This window comes from Streptomyces maremycinicus, assembly GCF_001184025.1.
GTDB classification, from domain to species: Bacteria; Actinomycetota; Actinomycetes; order Streptomycetales; family Streptomycetaceae; genus Streptomyces; species Streptomyces maremycinicus.
On the sequence record NZ_BBYG01000010.1, the window covers coordinates 616600 to 636115 of the forward strand.

Sequence of the window (19516 nt, forward strand, 5' to 3'; positions counted from 1 at the left end):
TCGGTCCGGGGGCCGGTCCGCGGGTCGGTCGGTTCGGCGGACGGCTGGTTCTCGGCGGGGAGCAGCACGTGCTCGTCTCCTTCGGACGCGGAAGGTGTCACGCGGGTCGGGTGACACCTCCAGACTCCTCCCGCGTCGGCCCCACGTCCTCGGGACCGGCCCGAGGACGAGCGGAACCTCCGTCTCCGCGGACGAGCGATCCCGGGCGCCGGAGCATGCGGGCGAGCGGGCAACGCGGGCGCGTCGACAGGCGGGCAGACGGGCGGGCAGGCGGGCGGGCAACGCGGGCGCGTCGACAGGCGGGCAGGCAGGCGGGCGGGCAAGCGGGCGCGGGAGCGCGGGGGCGCCGTCTCCCGGTCTTCTCCGGTGAAAGGCCGCGAGACCGGTGACATCGCCGATCCCCCCGCACCGGTCCGGCCCCGACAGTGGCACCGCCAGTCCAGCGGCGGCGCCTCTCGCGGCCCGCCCGACCGAGAGGACGACTCCTCGTGCAGCTTCACATGCGCACCGGTGCGGCCCACCGCGCCTCCACCGGCTCCCCCCACCGCAGCTCCGCCCGACCCCGGCAGGGACAGCTCGTCCGGCTCGCCACGGCGGTCGCCGCCGTGCTCGGCCTCACCACGCTCAGCGGCCCCGGCGCGCACGCGGCGGACAACCCCTACGAGCGGGGTCCGGCGCCGACCACCGCGAGCATCGAGGCGCTGCGCGGCCCGTACGCGGTGTCCCAGACCACCGTCTCCTCGCTCGTCGCGACCGGCTTCGGCGGCGGCACGATCTACTACCCGACCAGCACCGCCGACGGCACCTTCGGCGCGATCGCCGTCGCGCCCGGCTACACCGCCACCCAGTCCTCCCTCGCCTGGCTGGGCCCGCGGCTGGCGTCCCAGGGCTTCGTCGTCTTCACCATCGACACGCTCACCACGCTGGACCAGCCCGACTCCCGCGGCCGTCAGCTGCTCGCGGCCCTGGACCACCTCACCCAGGTCAGCTCCGTGCGCACCCGTGTCGACAGCAGCCGCCTCGGCGTCATGGGCCACTCGATGGGCGGCGGTGGCAGCCTGGAGGCCGCCAAGGCTCGGCCCTCGCTCCAGGCCGCGATCCCGCTGACGCCGTGGAACCTCGACAAGAGCTGGCCCGAGATCACCACACCCACGCTGATCGTCGGCTCCGACGGCGACACGGTCGCCCCGGTCGGCACCCACGCGGAGCCGTTCTACTCCAGCCTGCCGTCCTCCCTGGACCGCGCCTACCTGGAGCTGAACAACGCCACCCACTTCACCCCGAACTCGTCGAACACGACGATCGCGAAGTACGGCATCTCGTGGCTGAAGCGCTTCATCGACAACGACACGCGCTACGAGCAGTTCCTGTGCCCGCTCCCGCGGCCCAGCACGACGATCGACGAGTACCGGGGCAACTGCCCGCACACGTCCTGATACGACGTGAGGAGAACGGGGCCGCAGCCGCAGCCGCAGTTGTTGGTGCTGCTGCCGTCGCCGTCGCCGTCGTCGCTGTGCGGGTGCACGCGACGCGGCGGCGGCCGTTGGGATCCGGCACAAGGTGTGTCACGGCCGTCGCGCGAGAACCCACTGGTGGCGGGTGCGGAACGGCCCGCGGCGGCGTCGTCGCCGAACCGGTCGGACGGCTTCCGCCGCCCGTTACCCGTACGTAACGTCACGGGAATGAGCGGACAGACGACCGACGGCGGCGGTGTGCGGGTGGTGACCGGTGAACCCGGCTGCGGCCGCACGGCGTTCCTGGCCCGCGCCGCCCGCTCGTGCCCGGCCGCGTACGTGGTCGGTGTGCGGGCCGACCCGGTGGCCTCGGCCGTACCCCTAGGGGGTCTGCGCGCCCTGCTGCGTGCCCTCGGCGCGCCGGTGGGGCCGTGGGCCGCCTCCGGCCCGCCCTGGGTGGTGCTCGTCGACGCCCTGCGGGCCGCGTCCGGCGGCAGACCGATGCTGGTGTGCGTCGACGACGCGCATCTGTGGGACGCCCCCACCCGCGCCGTGCTGGGCCGCACCGCCGACCACCTGCGCGGCGGCCGGGTGAGCGTGCTGCTGAGCGTCTCCGGACACCGGCCGGTCGACCGGGAGTTCGCCGCGCTGCCGGTGGTGCGCGTCGACCCGCTCTCCCCGGCGGAGGCGGCCACGCTCCTGGACGAGGCGACGGGCGGGGCCCTCGACCGGGCGGTGCGCGACGACCTGGTGGACGCGGCCGCGGGCAGCCCGGCGCTGCTGCTGGGGATGGTCCGGCGGCTGTCGCCCGGCCAGATCCGCGGTCACCGCGAGCTGCCCGGGCCGCCGGTCGACGCCGAGCTGCTGACCGGGCTCGCCGGCCCCTTCCTGACCGGGTTCACACCGGCGCAGGAGGACCTGCTGCTGACGGTCGCGGCGGCCGTCCGGGACACGGACCACACCGAGGGCACCCGGGTCGGACTGACGCTCGTCCGGCGGGCGGTGGAGCTGCTGCGGGGGACGCGTCCCGGCGCGCGGTCCGCGTACTCCTTCGACCCGCTGCCCGAGCTGCTCGTCCGGGCCGACGGCGAGGTCGGGTTCCACAGCGATCTGCTGCGCCGCGCGGTGTACGCGGGCGCGCGGCCCGAGCGGCGTCGGGCCGCACACCGCGCGCTGGCCCGGGCCCTGGCGGAGACGGGGGCCGGCGATCTGCCCGTGCTGCTGCACCGGGCCCGCTCCGCGACCGTGCCCCCGAGCGGGACGGCGACCGGACTGGCGGCGGCGGCCGACGACCGGACGCATCCCCGGAGCCTGCGGTGCGCGGCCTACACCCACGCCGCCGATCTGAGCGAGGACGGCACCCGGCGCGCGGAGTGGTACACGGCCGCGGCCGAGCAGGCCCTGCTGGACGGTCGCACGCACCGGGCCCTGCGGCTGCTCGACCGGGCCCGGGACAGCGCGGTGCCCACGGCACTGCGCGGTCGCGTCGAACTGGTTCGCGGTACGACGGTCCTGTACGACGGCGCCGTCGACGAGGCCAGAGCGTCCCTGCTCCTGGCGGCACGCCTGCTCGCCGAGTCGTCCCCACGCCGGTCCCAGGCGGCCCTGCTGGCCGCGGTCGACGCCGCCTGGACAGCGGGCGACCCCCAGGGCTGCCTACAAGCCCTGACCACGGCCGACCCCCTCCAGCCCCCGGCCCCGGCCCCGGTTCAGGTCCCGGCCTCCGCCCCGGCCCCGGCCCCGGTTCAGGTCCCGGCCTCCGCCCCGGCCCCGGCCCCGGTTCAGGTCCCGGCCTCCGCCCCGGCCCCGGCCCCGGTTCAGGTCCCGGCCTCCGCCCCGGCCCCGGCCCCGGTTCAGGTCCCGGCCTCGGCCCGGGCCCGGGCCCAAGCCCCGACCCATGCCCCCGCCTCGGCCCCGGGCCGACTCCCGGTTCCGGATGCGCGGGTTGCCGCCAGGCAGCAGGCCGGGGTCCGTTCGGCGGACCGGCCGGGGGACCGGGGTGACGAGCCGGGCGGTCGGCCCGGGACGGACACCGGGGAAGACGCGCAGGCCCCGGACACTCGTTCCGTCCGGCAACTCGGTGACCCTCGCCCCCCGGACGCTTCGGCGGGGCCGCCCGGCGTCCAGGGTGGGGCGGTGGGGGGTGTGGGGCACGGTGTCGGGTTGCTCGGCTACCGGGCCGGTCTTCGGGCTCTGCTCGAGGGGGAGTTCACGCAGGCGGCGGGGCCGCTGCGGCGGCTGGTCGTGGACGCGGAGGCCGCGGGCGCGGCCGGGACCGAGGAACCGGACACCGCGCTGCGCGCGGCAGCCGCCGCCCTGCTGCTGGGCGATCTCGCGGCCGCCCGCCGCGCCGGGGCGCGGGCCCTGGCCGCCGCGGGCACCCCCGGGACCGCCGCGACCCTCGCGCGGGCCCGGGAGTACCTCGCCTACGCGGAGCTGCGCGCCGGGCGGCACGCGCTGGCCAGGACCCACGCGGAGGAGGGGCTGCGGGCCGCGCACCGGACGGGGCAGCGCAACACGGCCGCCCACCACCACGCGGTACTCGCCCTCGCCGCGTCGATCGAGGGCACTCCCGAGGAGGTCGCCGCCCACGCGGACACCGCGCTGGCCACCGCCCGGCAGCACGGCCTCGTGCAGGCCGCGACGCTGGCGGAGTGGGCGACGGCACGGGCCGACCTGGCCGGCGGGCGCCCCCGGGAGGCCGCGGACCGCCTCGGGCCACTCGTCCGCCCGGGGCCGCGCAGAGGGCACTTCGCGGTGTGGATGCTCGCCGTACCGTGTTTCGTGGAGGCCGCCGCATCGACCGGACGGGCCGACGACGGCGTCACCGAGGTCTCCGAGGTCGTCGAGGAGTTCGCCCGGTGGGCCGGGTTCGGCGCCGACCCGCAGGCCCCCGCCCAGCTGACGCGCTGCCGGGCGCTGCTGGCCCCCGCGGACCGGGCCGACAGCCTGTACCGTCACGCGCTCGACCTGCACGACGCGGCCGGCGGCGGCGACTTCGAACGCGCCCGCACCGAGCTGCTGCACGGCAAGTGGCTGCGCAGGCGTCGCCGGCTGAGCGAGGCCCGCGACCGACTCGGCGCCGCCCTCGTCGGCTTCGAACGTTGCGGCGCGCGTGTCTGGGCGGACCAGGCCCGGGCCGAACTACGGGCGGGCGGCGTGGCGCAGAGCGGCGGAGGGCGAGCGCCAGGGCTGGGCCTGGGGCTCGACGGACTCACCCCGCAGCAGCTGCGGATCGCCCGGCGCGTGGCCGAGGGCGCCACCAACCGGGAGGTGGCGCTGACCCTCTCCGTCAGCACCCGAACCGTGGACTACCACCTGCGGAAGGTCTTCGCGGCGCTGGGCGTGCGTTCCCGCGTCGAACTGGTGCGCATGGTCGAGAAGGCCGGACAGGAGGGTTGACCGGAGAGAAAACAATGCTGCACACCCCTAGGGACCGACCGGACGGTATGCCATCCTTCGTGGCAGGACGAGTCGGACGGTTGAACACTGCCCCGGGGGAGGACCGCGATGCATCAGGCCCTACGGTCACGGACCGTGTTCCGTCCCGCGCCCGGTGCGCCGGCCGCCCCCGGGCCCCGGCCGCACCCGCCGCACGTGCGGTCGCTGATCGACGCCGACGCCCTCCGGGTCCTGCACCGTGCCGCACGGGCGCTCCTGGCGGATCTGCCCGATCTCACCGACCGGCTGGTGGCCGCGCTCCAGGACCAGGAGCCCGCCTACCGCGCGGCCGTGACGAGCGATCCCGCCGCCACCTGGCAGGAGGTGCACCGCTCGCTGCGGCACAGCGTGTCCTCGCTCATCGACCCGAGGGGCAACCGGGACGCGGCCCGCCGCTGCTCGTGGAAGATCGGCGCGACCCGCGCGGAACAGGGTCTTCCGCTGGACGCCCTGCTGCACGCGTTCCGGCTGGGCGGGTCCCTGGTGTGGCAGGGGCTCATCGAGGAGACCTGCCGCACGGCCCCCGAGGACGTGCGGCTGCTCGTGCACATCGCCGCCGACGTGTGGAACTTCGTCGACGAGCACTGCACGCTCGTCGCGGACGCCTACCGGCAGGTCGAACGCCAGCTCGCCTGGCGGCGCGAGAACCGGCTGCGGGTCCTGGCCGGAGCCCTGCTCGACGGGGCCAGCCGGATCGCGGACCTGCCCGAGACCGCCCAGGCGCTGGACCTCCCCGAGGAGGGCCGGTACGTCGTCGTGGCGGTGACGGCCGGCTGCCCCTCCGACGCCGCCGGGGCGCGGGCCGCCCACAGCCGGGGCCGACGCGCCTACTGGCACACGGGGGTGGAGGTGGACTACGGGATCGTCCTCCTGGGCGAGGGCGAGAACGGGATCGAGGACGGCGGCGACGCCGGGAGCGGGTGCGGCGGGAACGAGGGCGGGGCCGGGACCAGGGCCGGGAGCCGCGAGGCCGGCTCACCGTCCGCCGTGTCGTCCGCCCTGCCGTCCGCCGTCCCGTCGGCCTCGGGCAGCGCGCGGACCGGCGTCAGCACGGCGGTGTCGGGACTGGCCGCGGTCGGCGACGCCCGTCGCCTCGCGGACATCGCGCTGGGCATGTGCCCGCGCGCCGGTGGCACCGTCCGGCTGACCGAGCACCTCCCGGCCGCGCTGGTGGTCTCGGCGCCCGACCTGGGTGCGGCGCTGGTCGAGCGGGTGCTCGGACCGCTGAGCGGTCTGGAACCCGCCGACGAGGCCGTGCTGCTCGACACCCTGGCCACCTGGCTGGCCTGTGACGGCTCCGCCCAGCGGGCGGGGGAGCGGCTGTACTGCCACCGCAACACCGTCCTCAACCGGCTGCGCCGCTACGAGCAGTTGACGGGCCGTTCGCTGTCCCGGCCGGCCGATCTGGTGGAGATCAGCCTCGCCCTGACGGCGCGGGGCCTGCGCACCCGCTGATCACGGGCCCTCGGCGTTATGCCGTCACAGGGGTGTGATGCCCGGAATCACCGATCAGTCGGCCATGTGTGACCCGTGCGCCTCGTCCGCCTTGTGAGATGGGTCTGGGTCGTCCCGGATGCCTGTGCGAGGATCGTTTTCGGTCACCCCTGGTGGATCGATGTCTTCACACTTCTGACACAAATTTCACGCTTTCACCAGGTGAGTTATAGTCACCGTCCAAGCATCAACTATTTGGGGGGCGCTCGGACCAGGTGGGGGCTTGGTCCGGTCGGCGTGTGCCTGGCATCGTCTGCGCACCCCGCAGCGGTCTCGTGGGGGATGGGTAAGTGGAACATTGGCTGGATGACGCCCAACCTGAAGGTTCGGACGTTGCATCCGGGCCCGACGGCTCCGTCTTCGCCGGGCGCCGAACCGGCGTGCAGGCGAGAGCGGTACGAGCCGGGAGCTTCTGGGAGACCGCGGAGGAACCCGGTTCCGCGCGCACCGAGGCGACCGCCCCCCTGCCGGCCGGCACCGCGGTGTACCCCGCCTTCACGGACGCCGGTGCGGCGGAACCTCTCCACGATCCCCTTCACGAGCCTCTTCGTGATCCCCTCCGTGACGCCGTCCGTGAACCCGTCCGCGACTCCTTCCGGGGCGCGGACGAGCTGACGGTGCAACTCGCGGGCGTCGACCCGGCGTCCACGACCGCTGCCCCCGGCCACCGGCTCGAACCCCAGGACGGCACCAGCACGCCCGTGTTCGTCGACGAGTCGGGCCGCCGCAGCCGCCGGTTGCGGCTGCTCGGCGTGGCCGTCGGCGTCGCCTGCGCCGTGTACGCCCTCGTCATCGTCGCCACCCTCATGTCCGGCAACTCCAGCGCACCCTGGCTGCCCCTGCCGGGTCTGGGCGGCGACACGCCCGCCGAGCAGGTCGAGACCTCGTCCGGGCCCTCGGCCTCGGCGAGCCCCTCGGGCTCCGACAGCGGCGCCCCGAACGCCGGCTCGTCGGACGCCGCGCAGTCGGCGTCGTCCACCGGCGTTGACGCCACCGCCGCGCCCGGCGCCACCGCGAGCGCGGGTCGGCCGGCGGCGTCCGCGCTGCCGGAGGCGTCCACCGGGGCGACTCCCGTGAACCCCACCGCCTCGGCGCCCGCGGCCAGTCCCGCCGCGTCGGAGTCCGCCGTCGCCTCGCCCGAGGCGAGCCAGCCCGACAGCGGCGTGAGCCCGTCGCCGAGCGTCGTCGACGACACCGGCACGACGGGCGAGGTCGTCGGCGAGGCGAACTCGGTGTCCACCGGCTGACCTCTCCTCCGCCGAGCCCCGCTCGGCCCAGCCCCGTTCAGCTCGCCCGCTCAGCCCCGCTCGACCCTGCCCAGCCCCGCTCGGCACCGCTCACCCCACCTCGGTTCCCTCCGGTCCCATCCGGTCCCCTTTCTGGAGCACACCTTCCGATGGCATTCCCCGCCCGCCGTCGCAGGGCCGCAGCCGCGGCCCGTGACAGTGCCGTCCGGCGCCGCCGCGTACCGATGCGTCTGATGCTGCCCAGCCTCGTACTGGTCGCCATGATGGCGATGCTGATGGTGCGCGGCTACGTCCACAGCGAGATCCTCGCCGACCACCGCGTCCAGCCCGAGGCGTCCGCCGACAAGGTGCCCGAGGAGATCCTGGACGGCGGCCCGGTCATCGACAGCCGGGGCGGCCGCAGCACCAGCCGCGAGGTGCCCGACCACCGGCTGGTCCTGACCTTCGACGACGGCCCCGACCCGGTCTGGACCCCCAAGGTCCTGGACGTGCTCAAGAAGCACCACGCGCACGCCGTCTTCTTCGTCACCGGCACCATGGCCTCCCGCTACCCGGACCTCGTCCGGCGAATGGTGGACGAGGGGCACGAGGTCGGCCTGCACACCTTCAACCACCCCGACCTCTCCTACCAGTCGAAGAAACGTATCTCCTGGGAGTTGTCGCAGAACCAGCTCGCGCTGGCCGGCGCGGCGGGCATCCGCACCTCGCTGTTCCGTCCGCCGTACTCCTCCTTCGCCGACGCGATGGACGACAAGTCCTGGCCGGTCACCGAGTACATCGGCTCACTCGGCTACCTGACCGTCGTCAACAACACCGACAGCGAGGACTGGAAGAAGCCCGGCGTCGAGGAGATCGTCAGGCGCGCCACGCCCCAGGGCGGCAAGGGCGCGATCGTCCTGATGCACGACTCCGGCGGCGACCGCCACCAGACGGTCCAGGCGCTGGACCGGTTCCTGCCCGAGCTGAAGTCCCGCGGCTACGAGTTCGAGAACCTCACCGAGGCCCTAGGCGCGCCCAGCGCCCACACCCCGGTCACCGGTCTCGATCTGTGGAAGGGCAAGGCGTGGATCTTCCTCGTCGGCGCCGCGGAGAACGTCACCGGGGTCCTGATGGTCGGCCTCTCGGTCATCGGCGTCCTGGTCATCAGCCGGTTCGTGCTCATGCTGCTGCTGTCCGCCCTGCACGCCCGCCGGGTGCGCAAGCCCGGATTCCACTGGGGCCCGCCCGTCACCGAACCGGTGTCGGTGCTGGTCCCGGCGTACAACGAGGCCAAGTGCATCGAGAACACCGTCCGGTCGCTGATGGCGAGTGAGCACCCCATCGAGGTGCTCGTCATCGACGACGGTTCCTCCGACGGCACCGCGCGGATCGTGGAGGCCCTGGGCCTGCCGAACGTCCGGGTCGTCCGCCAGCTCAACGCGGGCAAGCCGGCCGCCCTCAACCGGGGCATCGCCAACGCCCGGTACGACCTCATCGTGATGATGGACGGCGACACGGTCTTCGAGCCGTCCACCGTCCGCGAACTGGTGCAGCCCTTCGGCGACCCGAAGGTCGGCGCCGTGGCCGGCAACGCCAAGGTCGGCAACCGCGACTCGCTGATCGGCGCCTGGCAGCACATCGAGTACGTGATGGGCTTCAACCTCGACCGCCGGATGTACGACGTCCTGGGCTGCATGCCCACCATCCCCGGAGCCGTCGGCGCCTTCCGCCGCTCGGCCCTCGAGCGCGTCGGCGGCATGAGCGACGACACGCTCGCCGAGGACACCGACATCACCATGGCCATGCACCGCGACAACTGGAAGGTGGTCTACGCCGAGAAGGCCCGCGCCTGGACGGAGGCCCCGGAGTCCGTGCAGCAGCTGTGGTCCCAGCGCTACCGCTGGTCCTACGGCACCATGCAGGCGATCTGGAAGCACCGCCGGGCGGTCTTCGAGCGCGGCCCGTCCGGCCGGTTCGGCCGCGTGGGCCTGCCGTTCGTGTCGCTGTTCATGGTCCTGGCCCCGCTGCTGGCCCCGCTCATCGACGTCTTCCTCCTGTACGGAGTCGTCTTCGGCCCCACCCAGAAGACGATCGTGGCCTGGCTGGGCGTCCTCGCCGTCCAGGCCGTGTGCGCGGCCTACGCCTTCCGGCTCGACCGCGAACGCATGATCCACCTGATCTCGCTGCCCCTCCAGCAGATCCTCTACCGCCAGCTCATGTACGTCGTGCTGCTCCAGTCCTGGATCACCGCGCTCACCGGCGGCCGGCTGCGCTGGCAGAAGCTGCGGCGCACCGGCGCCGTCGAGGCGCCCGGCGGCCCGGTGCCGCGTCAGCGCACCGGCAGCACCAACGACCGGAGGCCTGTCGCATGACCCAGGGTTACCCGACCGGGACGAACACGGGCCCCGATCGGACGCCGGCCTTCGGCGTCCCCCGGCAGCGGACCGCCCGGACCCTCCCGGAACCACCCGCCGCGGACGAGGCCGGGAGCACGGAGGCCGCGGCCCCGAAGAGGCCGGGACGCGACCGCTACCTCGACCTGCTGCGCACGATCGCCCTGGTCCGGGTGGTCGTCTACCACCTGTTCGGCTGGGCCTGGCTCACCGTGCTGTTCCCGTCCATGGGTGTCATGTTCGCCCTGGCCGGCTCGCTGATGGCACGCTCGCTGAAGCGTCCGCCCCTGGGCGTGATCCGGGACCGCGTCCGGCGACTGCTGCCGCCGCTGTGGCTGTTCGGCGCGGCCGCCCTGACGCTGATGTTCGTGGGCGGCTGGAACCCGCTGGACGACCCCGACCACGGCGGCACCCTGGGCGTCGTCGAACTGCTCAACTACGTCGTCCCGCTCGGCGCGCCCCCGTTCCCCTGGGACATCGGCTCCAAGTCCGGCCTGCTGGAGAACACCTGGGCGGTCCAGGCGGCGGGTGTCCTCTGGTACCTGCGGGCGTACCTGTGGTTCGTCCTCGCCTCGCCGCTGCTGCTGTGGGCGTTCCGCCGGGCGCCCTGGGTCACGCTGTTCGCGCCGCTGGCGCTGACGGCGGTCGTGGGCACGGGCGTGGTGTCCATACCCGGCGAGACCGGCAACGCGGTCAGCGACTTCGCCGTCTACGGCAGCTGCTGGGTGCTGGGCTTCGCCCATCAGGAGGGCGTGCTCGCGCGCATACCCCGCTACGCGGCGGTCTCCGGCTCGGCGCTCGTCATGGCCTTCGGCCTGTGGTGGGCCTCGGGGCACCTGGGACCGGACGGCTGGGACCTCAACGACATTCCGCTGGCCCAGGCGGCCTGGTCCTTCGGGTTCGTGGTGATCCTGCTCCAGTACTCGCCCTCGTGGCACGAACTCCCGCCCCGGCTGGCCCGCTGGGACTGGCTGATCACGCTCTCCAACAACCGCGCCGTCACGATCTACCTGTGGCACAACCTGCTGATCATGGCCACCGTCCCGATCATCGACCTGGCCTACCGGCTCCCCTTCATGGAGAACGGGAGCGCCACGGACTTCCTCGACTCCACGTACATGCTGTGGATGTTCCTGCTGGTCTGGCCCCTCATCGGGGTGATGATCCTCGCGACCGGCTGGATCGAGGACATCGCGGCGAAGCGGAAGCCCCGCCTCTGGCCCGACGGCCGCCGCGCGAACAAGGCGCGACGCGCGAAACACTGACCGCCGGCCGACGATCACGGGTGCCACCGCGTCACGCGGTGGCACCCGTTCCGCTTCCGGCGTCCAGGCCGGCGGCACCTCGTGTCTCCCGCGTCACCTCCCGCACCGCAGGACACCCCCGTCCCTCCCCGACGGGCACCACCGGCCCGCCCGCCTGGGCACCGGCACAACCCCGCCGACCTCCCGTTGGGGCGGCGCAGCGACCCCGCCTCCGCGCCTGTACCGCCCCTCCTCCGTCGTGTTGTCGTGAGCTCCCCTTCCCCAGAAACTCCGTGCCCGCCGGTACGGAACCGAGGAGCCGCGATGCCCGGAGTACCCCCGCAGGAGCGGCCCGCGCTGCACGTCGAGGGTCTCGACGTGACGTACGGGCGGGCCTTGTCAGCCCTGCGCTCCGTGTCCCTGACCGTCCCGCACGGCGCGGTCGTGGCGCTGCTGGGCGCCAACGGCGCCGGCAAGTCCACGCTGCTGCGGGCGGTGTCGGGCACCCTGCGCCTGCACCGCGGCACCGTCACGGCCGGCCTCGTCCGCTACGGCGACACCGTCCTGGACGGCCGCGACCCGGTGGCCGCGGTGCGGGCAGGCGTCGTCCAGGTCCCGGAGGGCCGCCGGGTCTTCGCCGGGCTGACCGTGGAGGAGAACCTGCGCACCGGAGGCCTCGGCCTCGGCCGACGGGCACCCGAGCAGGTCCGGGAGGCCCGCGACCGCGTGTACACGCTGTTCCCGGTACTCGCCGAGCGCGGCCGGCAGGCGGCCGGACTGCTGTCCGGCGGAGAGCAGCAGATGCTGGCCATCGGCCGGGCCCTGATGGCGGCACCGCGGCTGCTCCTCCTCGACGAGCCGTCCCTCGGTCTGGCCCCGCGCATGGTGTTCCGGATCGCCGAGGTGATCCGGGAGATCAACGCGCAGGGCACGGCCGTCCTGCTGGTCGAGCAGAACGCGGGCATGGCGCTGTCCCTCGCCGACCACGCCTACGTCCTGGAAGTGGGCGAGGTCCGGCTGTCCGGTCCTGCCGACGACCTCGCGCGCACGGACGCGGTACGGCGCCTCTACCTCGGTGACGACGCGGGCGACCAGGGGGCCGCGTGAGCCTGCGCCCCACCACCGGCACCACCCCCGGCCGGCTCCCGGCGGCACCCCCGCCACTGCGGGTCCGGGACGTGACCGTGCGCTTCGCCGGCCTGACGGCCCTCGACGAGGTGTCGTTCACCGTCGCCCCGGGTTCCGTGCACGCCCTGATCGGCCCCAACGGCGCGGGGAAGTCCACCTGCTTCAACGTCCTGTCGGGCCTGTACCGCCCGTCGTCCGGGCAGGTCCTGCTCGGCGACGAGACACTGACCGGACGCGCGCCGCACCGGATCGCCGCCCTCGGCGTGGCCCGCACCTTCCAGAACATCGTCACCACCGAGGGCACCGTCGCCGACAACCTCATGGTCGGCCGGCACGTCCTGTCCCGCGCGGGCTTCGCCTCGACCGCCCTGCGCCTGCCCCGGGCGGTGCGCGAACAGCGGGCCCACCTCGCGCGGGCCCGGGAGATCGCCGAACTCACCGGACTGGCCGCCCGCTTCGACACACCCGTGGCCCTGCTGTCGTACGGCGACCGCAAGCGGGTGGAGCTCGCCCGGGCGCTCTGTCTCGAGCCGCGCGTCCTGCTGCTCGACGAGCCCGTGGCCGGCATGAACGGCGCCGAACGCGCCCGTACGGCCGAGGTGATCGACACCGTCCGCGCTGAACTCGGCCTGTCCGTGCTGCTGGTGGAGCACGACATGGGCCTGGTGATGCGCCTCGCCGACGAGGTCACCGTGCTCGACTTCGGCCGGCGCATCGCCCATGGCACCCCCGACGAGGTCCGCCGCCACCCCGAGGTGCTGCGCGCCTACCTCGGCACGCCCGGCGAGGACGCGCCGGGCGAGGACGTCCCCGGCGAGGACACTCCCGCGCGGGACGCGGGCACGCGGGGCACCACCGCACAGGGCACCACCGCACAGGGCACCACCGCTCAGGGCACCACCGCACAGGGCACCGCCCTCGAAGAGGCAACCGACTCCGAAGGGGACCCCGTATGACCGCCTTCCTCGACAGCATCCTCACCGGGCTCGCGCTCGGCGCGGTCTACGCGCTGGTCGCGCTGGGCTTCGTCGTGATCTTCAAGGCGTCGGGCGTGCTCAACTTCGCCCATGGCTCGCTGCTGCTGTTCGGCGGCTACCTCGTCGCCGTCCTCCACGACGACCTCGGCTTCGCCGGCGCCCTCGCGGTGGCCGTCCTGGCGACCGCCGCGCTCGCCGGAGCCCTCGACCGGCTGCTGCTCCAGCGCGGCGACCCCGACCCGCAGGCCGCCCATGTGCAGACCATCGTCACCATCGGCGTGGACATCGTGCTGCTCACCGACCTCTCCCGGCGCATCGGCGGCGATCTGCTGACCCTCGGCGACCCGTGGGGCGATTCGGTGACCCGCCTGGGCTCCGTGACCGTCGCGGACAGCCGGCTCGCCGCGATCGCCGTCTCCGCGCTCGCCATCGGCGCCGTCTTCGCCCTGTTCCGTCACACCTCCTGGGGCCTCTCCCTGCGGGCCGCCGCGGAGGACACGGAAGCGGCCGCGCTGATGGGCGTACGGCTGAGCCGGGTGCGCATGCTCGCCTGGTGCCTGGCCGGGGCCCTGGCCGCCCTGGCCGCCGTGTTCCTCGCCGCGTTCCCGGCCCCCGGGCTGGAACGGACCACTGGCCAGATCGCCCTCAAGGCCTTCCCGGCCGCGATCCTCGGCGGTCTGACCTCCCCGCCCGGCGCCCTGGCGGGCAGCCTGCTGATCGGCCTGACCGAGGCGCTGGCGGCCGGCTACCAGTCCGAACTGCACGTGCTGGGCGAAGGGTTCGGCGACGTCGCCCCCTACGCCGTCATGGTGGCCGTCCTGCTGGTGCGGCCCACCGGACTGTTCGGCGCGAAGGGAGCGGCTCGTGTCTGAGCGGATCCCCAAGGGGGCCGTCGTGCTCCTGGCCGCGCTCCTGCTGTGCGCGCCGCCCTTCTACCTGGACGCCTTCTGGCTGCGCATCGGTCTGTTCTCGATGGCCGCCGCCATCGGCGCCGTCGGCCTCGGCCTGCTCACCGGCACCGCCGGCCAGCTCTCCCTGGGCCACGCCTTCTTCCTCGCCGTGGGCGCCTACGGCTACACCTGGCTGGCCGGAGAACCCGGCCCGGGCCTGCCGACCGGGCTCGCCGCCCTCCTCGCCGTGCTGCTCGCCGGGGCGGCCGGCGGACTGTTCAGTCCCGTCGCCGGGCGGGTGCGCGGCATCTACCTGGGCGTCGCCACCCTCGCCCTGGTCTTCCTGGGCCACCACGTGCTCCTCACCGCCGACTCCGTCACCGGCGGGTTCAACGGCCGCTCCGTGCCCCCGCTGAGCATCGGCGGGTTCTCCTTCACCGACGACGACCCGGGACTCGTCCTGCTCGGCGTGCCGTTCGGCGCCGAGGAACGGCTGTGGTTCCTCGGCCTCGCCCTGCTGGCCGGCACCTGGTGGACCGCCCGCGGCCTGCTGCGCGGACGACCCGGGCGCGCCCTGGCGGCCCTGCGCGACAGCGAGACGGCGGCCGCGGTGATGGGCGTCGACATCGCCCGCCACCGCTCGGCGGCCTTCGTGGTGTCGTCGATGTACGCCGGCCTCGCCGGGGTACTGCTCGCGCTGGCCTTCCGCCGGGTCGTCCCCGACTACTTCGGCCTGGCCCTCTCGGTCGACTACCTCGCGATGATCGTGATCGGCGGCCTCGGCTCGGTGGCCGGAGCCGCCGCGGGCGCCGTCTTCGTCACCGCGCTGCCCCTGCTGATGACCCGTTACGCCGACCAGCTGCCGCTGGTGACCGCCCCCGGCACCACCGACGGCGGAGTGGGCCCGACCGAGGCGGCCCGCTACCTCTACGGCGCGGCGATCGTCCTCATCCTGCTGTACGCCCCCGACGGACTGCGCGGCCTCGTCCGCCGCGTCCGCACCCGTCTGCGCCCCGCCCCGCCGGCCCCGGCGCCCGCGACCCGTCCATCCGCCTCCGCCCTCCGAACCAAGGAGCCCACCCCGTGAACCGCACGCACCACAGACACCGCGTCCCCGGAACCCTTCTCGCCGCCGCGCTCGCGGCCCTGCTCGTCGCGGCCACCGGATGCAGCTCCAAGGCGGACGGCGACAGCGGCTCCGACAGCGCCGACGGCGTCAAGTCCGGCCCGGGGGTGACCGAGAAGACCATCAGGCTCGGTGCCCTCACCGACCTGACCGGCCCCTACGCCACCCTCGGCAAGAGCATCGTGCAGGCCCAGCAGATGTGGGCCGACGAGACCAACGCGGCCGGCGGCATCTGCGACCGCAAGGTCGAGATCGTCGTCAAGGACCACGGCTACGACGTGCAGAAGGCGGTCACCGCCTACGCCGACCTCTCCCCGGACGTCGTCGCGCTGCCGCAGGTCATCGGCTCCCCCGTCGTCGCGGCCCTCCTCGACGACATCGAGAGCGACCACCTGCTCACCTTCCCGCAGGCCTGGGCCGCCTCCCTGCTCGGCAAGGACTCCGTCCAGGTCATGGGCACCACCTACGACGTCGACATGATCACGGCCGTCGACTTCCTCACCCGTACCAAGGGCCTCGCCAAGGGCGACTCCATCGGCCATGTCTACTTCGAGGGCGACTACGGCGCCAACGCCCTGGAGGGCTCGACCTGGGCGGCCGAGAAGGCCGGACTGAAGATCGTCCCGCAGAAGATCAAGGCGACGGACACGGACCTGACCGCCCAGGTGTCGGCGTTGAGCAAGGCGGGCGTGAAGGCCGTCCTGATCAGCGCGGGCCCGGCCCAGACGGCCTCCCTGGTCGGCGTCGCCGCCTCCCGCGGACTGAAGGTGCCCGTCGTCAGCAGCGCGCCCGGCTTCGCGCCCCAGCTGCTGAAGACGCCCGCGGCGCCGGCCCTGCTGGGCCTGCTGAACGTGGTCAGCGCGGCGCCCGCCGTCAGCGCGGACCTGCCCGGTGTGCAGAAGATGGTGGCCGCGTACGGGAAGAAGTACCCGTCCTCCCCGGTGGACTCCGGGGTGCTGTCCGGATACAACGCGGCCCAACTGCTGGGCGCCGACCTCAAGAAGGCCTGCGCGGCCGGCAGCCTCGCCCGGGAGGACGTGGTGAAGGCGCACCGTGCGCAGAAGAGCGTCGACACCGGACTCGGCTCCCCGCAGAACTTCTCCGACGTGTCCCGCCCCGCCTCCCTGTCGACCTACGTGCTCAAGCCGGACGCGAAGGCGGTCGGCGGCCTGGTGGGAGTGGAGGACGCGCACGAGGCGCCGGGGGTGACGGAGTACCTGGCGGGCCGCTCCTGACCCGCACCGCGCCGATTCAGCGGCCGTGCTGCTGAATGCGTTCGCTTATCTCCATTGGACCCGCGGGTGACGGCGGGGTCAGGCTGGAGGACGTCCGGTGCACCGCGATCACCTCCCGGTGCACCGGACTTCGCCCTGCCCGCCCGCATCCGAGAAGAGGTCGCGAGCCCATGCGGACCCGACGTATCGGTGACCTGGACATCAGCGCGATCGGCCTGGGCGCCATGCCCATGTCGATCGAAGGACGACCCGACGAGGCCCGGTCCCTCGCCACGATCCACGCCGCGCTGGACGCGGGCGTCACCCTGATCGACACCGCGGACGCCTACCACCTGCACGCCGACGAGGTCGGCCACAACGAGACCCTCATCGCCAAGGCCCTCGCCGGCCACGCCCGGGGACGCGACGTCCTGGTCGCCACCAAGGGCGGCCATCTGCGCCCCGGCGACGGGAGCTGGACCCTGGACGGCAGCCCCGCCCACCTCAAGGCGGCCTGCGAGGCGTCGCTGCGCCGGCTCGGCGTGGACGCCATCGGGCTCTACCAGTTCCACCGCCCCGACCCGCGGATCCCCTACGAGGACTCCGTCGGGGCCCTACGCGAGCTGCTGGACGAGGGCAAGATCCGCGCCGCCGGCATCTCCAACGCGAACCCCGAGCAGATCACGCTGGCGAACGACATCCTCGGCGGACGCCTGACCGCCGTGCAGAACCAGTTCTCCCCGGCCTTCCGCTCCAGCGAGCCCGAACTGCGGCTGTGCGACGAGCTCGGCATCGCCTTCCTGCCGTGGAGCCCGCTCGGCGGCATCTCCCGCGCCCGCGAACTCGGCTCCTCCTACGCGCCGTTCGCCCATGTCGCCGAGGCGCACGGGGTCAGCCCGCAACGGGTGTGCCTCGCGTGGATGCTCGCCCTGTCCCCGGTCGTGGTGCCCATCCCCGGCGCGAGCCGGCCGGAGACGATCCTCGACTCCCTCGCCGCGACCGAGCTCGTCCTCACCGCGGAGGAACTCGCCGAGCTGGACGCCGCCGTCTGACACGACCACCGGGAGGACCGCCGTCCATGGCGTCGTCGTACGAAAGACCGCTCGACCACCGTTACCGGGGCGAGCACCCGATCCGCACCCTCGCCTACCTGCTGCGCGCCGACCGGCGCAGCCTCGTCGCCGCGGTCTTCGTCTTCACCGTCAAACACAGCCCGGTGTGGCTGCTGCCGCTGATCACCGCGTCCCTCATCGACACCGTGGTCCAGCACCAGCCGATCGCCAGGCTCTGGACCAGCACCGGCGTCATCCTGTTCATCCTGCTGGTCAACTACCCCCTGCACCTGCTCTACGTCCGGCTGCTCTACGGCAGCGTCCGCCGCATGGGCACCACCCTGCGGTCCGCGCTGTGCACCCGCATGCAGCAGCTGTCCATCGGCTACCACTCCCGGGTCAGCGCCGGCGTGCTCCAGGCCAAGGTGGTGCGGGACGTGGAGACCGTGGAGCAGATGGTGCAGCAGACCGCCGAACAGGGGCTCGGCGCACTGACCGTGCTCACCGGCGGACTCGTCATCATCGCCGTGCGCACCCCCGAGTTCGTGCCCGTCTTCCTCGTCGTGGTACCCGTCGCCGCCGTCCTCGTGGACCGCCTCAGAGCCCGGCTGCGCACCCACAACGAGGACTTCCGGCACGAGGTGGAGACGCTCTCCTCACGCGTCACCGAGATGACCCGCCTCATCCCGGTCACCCGTGCCCACGGGCTCGAGGGCAAGGCGCTGCGCCGCATGGACGGCACCCTGAGCCGGCTCCTCACCTCCGGGATGCGCCTGGACCTGCTCAACGGCCGCTTCGGCTCGCTGGCCTGGGTGCTGCTCAACGTGATCGGCGTGCTCGTGCTCACCGGCGCCGCGCTCATCTCGTACTACGGCGTCTGGGGAGTCACCGCCGGTGACGTCGTCATGCTGAGCGCCTTCCTTACCACCCTCACCAACTCCACCACCACCCTCACCGGGCTGGCCCCGGTCATCACCAAGGGCCTGGAGTCGGTGCGTTCGGTCGGCGAGGTCCTCCAGGCGCCCGAACTGGAGGACAACGAGGGCAAGTCCGAACTCACCGCGCTGCACGGCTCCGTGACCTTCGAGGACGTCGGCTACGCGTACGACAGCGGCAGCCCGGCGGTACGCGACTTCACCCTCGCCGTCACACCGGGGGAGACGGTCGCCCTGGTAGGGGCCTCCGGCGCGGGCAAGTCCACGGTGCTCAGCCTCGTGATCGGCTTCATCCGGCCGACCTCCGGCCGGGTGCTGCTCGACGGCACCGACATGAACACGCTCGACCTGCGCACCTACCGGCGGTTCGTGTCGGTGGTGCCGCAGGAGTCGATCCTCTTCGACGGCACGATCCGCGAGAACGTCGCCTACGGCATGGAGGACGAGGCCGACGAGGAGACGGTACGCACGGCCCTGCGCGACGCCAACGCGCTGGAGTTCGTCGAACGGCTCCCGGACGGGCTGAACACCCTCGTCGGCGAGCGCGGGGCCCGGCTGTCGGGCGGCCAGAAGCAGCGGCTGGCCATCGCCCGCGCCCTGATCCGGGACCCCAAGGTGCTGGTCCTGGACGAGGCGACGTCCGCGCTCGACACCCGTTCCGAGGCGCTCGTCCAGCAGGCCCTCGCCCGGCTGCTGCGGGGCCGCACCACCTTCGTGGTGGCGCACCGGCTGTCCACCGTGCGCGGCGCGGACCGGATCGTGGTGATGGGGGAGGGGCGGATCCTGGAGACCGGCACGCACGACGAACTCCTGCGCCGGGGCGGGGCGTACACGGAGCTGCACAGCGGGCAGGTCGCCTGAGGGCGGATGGCCGGATCATGACCCCGGCGGGTGACATTCCCGCTCGGCGTGCATGATTCGCCCAGGTCCGGGCACACGCAG

Annotated in this window: 12 protein-coding genes and 1 pseudogene; all 13 read left to right on the forward strand. The window is 73.8% G+C overall.

The window, feature by feature from the left end:
* Positions 1-500: 500 nt before the first annotated feature.
* The 13 genes and pseudogenes from bdeA (at position 501) to AOQ37_RS10355 (ending at position 19435) form a co-directional block, all read left to right on the forward strand.
* A complete protein-coding gene (gene bdeA / locus AOQ37_RS10295) occupies positions 501-1436 on the forward strand; it encodes a bis(hydroxyethyl) terephthalate hydrolase (RefSeq protein WP_062643457.1) in 936 nt (311 codons plus the stop codon).
* A 246-nt stretch (positions 1437-1682) separates the two neighbouring features.
* Positions 1683-4856 carry a LuxR C-terminal-related transcriptional regulator gene (locus tag AOQ37_RS41790; protein WP_062643459.1) on the forward strand — a complete coding sequence of 1058 codons (3174 nt, stop codon included), beginning with the start codon at positions 1683-1685 and terminating at the stop codon, positions 4854-4856.
* 108 nt (positions 4857-4964) lie between these two features.
* Positions 4965-6350: a PucR family transcriptional regulator gene (locus AOQ37_RS10305; RefSeq protein ID WP_062643460.1), complete on the forward strand. Its 1386-nt coding sequence runs from the start codon at positions 4965-4967 to the stop codon at positions 6348-6350.
* Positions 6351-6769: 419 nt separating this feature from the next.
* Positions 6770-7636 carry a hypothetical protein gene (locus tag AOQ37_RS10310; RefSeq protein WP_062643462.1) on the forward strand — a complete coding sequence of 289 codons (867 nt, stop codon included), beginning with the start codon at positions 6770-6772 and terminating at the stop codon, positions 7634-7636.
* Positions 7637-7785: 149 nt separating this feature from the next.
* The gene (locus tag AOQ37_RS10315) at positions 7786-9987 is read left to right on the forward strand and encodes a bifunctional polysaccharide deacetylase/glycosyltransferase family 2 protein (RefSeq protein WP_062643464.1); all 2202 of its coding nucleotides are present in this window, start codon (positions 7786-7788) and stop codon (positions 9985-9987) included.
* Positions 9984-11273, forward strand: coding sequence for an acyltransferase family protein (locus AOQ37_RS10320; protein ID WP_062643466.1), 1290 nt, complete (start codon positions 9984-9986; stop codon positions 11271-11273). Before AOQ37_RS10315 ends, AOQ37_RS10320 begins: the two co-directional genes overlap by 4 nt.
* A 303-nt stretch (positions 11274-11576) precedes the next feature.
* Positions 11577-12359 carry an ABC transporter ATP-binding protein gene (locus AOQ37_RS10325; protein WP_062643468.1) on the forward strand — a complete coding sequence of 261 codons (783 nt, stop codon included), beginning with the start codon at positions 11577-11579 and terminating at the stop codon, positions 12357-12359.
* 2 nt (positions 12360-12361) lie between these two features.
* A pseudogene (locus AOQ37_RS10330) lies at positions 12362-13174 on the forward strand (ABC transporter ATP-binding protein); the annotation flags it as partial.
* Positions 13175-13332: 158 nt separating this feature from the next.
* Positions 13333-14229, forward strand: coding sequence for a branched-chain amino acid ABC transporter permease (locus AOQ37_RS10335; protein ID WP_062643472.1), 897 nt, complete (start codon positions 13333-13335; stop codon positions 14227-14229).
* Positions 14222-15334 carry a branched-chain amino acid ABC transporter permease gene (locus AOQ37_RS10340; RefSeq protein ID WP_062643474.1) on the forward strand — a complete coding sequence of 371 codons (1113 nt, stop codon included), beginning with the start codon at positions 14222-14224 and terminating at the stop codon, positions 15332-15334. The genes AOQ37_RS10335 and AOQ37_RS10340 overlap by 8 nt, the downstream gene beginning before the upstream one ends.
* Positions 15331-16608, forward strand: coding sequence for an ABC transporter substrate-binding protein (locus tag AOQ37_RS10345; protein WP_062643475.1), 1278 nt, complete (start codon positions 15331-15333; stop codon positions 16606-16608). The genes AOQ37_RS10340 and AOQ37_RS10345 overlap by 4 nt, the downstream gene beginning before the upstream one ends.
* Positions 16609-16778: 170 nt before the next feature.
* Positions 16779-17639: an aldo/keto reductase gene (locus AOQ37_RS10350; protein ID WP_062643477.1), complete on the forward strand. Its 861-nt coding sequence runs from the start codon at positions 16779-16781 to the stop codon at positions 17637-17639.
* 26 nt (positions 17640-17665) lie between these two features.
* Positions 17666-19435: an ABC transporter ATP-binding protein gene (locus tag AOQ37_RS10355; RefSeq protein ID WP_062643479.1), complete on the forward strand. Its 1770-nt coding sequence runs from the start codon at positions 17666-17668 to the stop codon at positions 19433-19435.
* The last annotated feature ends 81 nt before the right edge of the window (positions 19436-19516 follow it).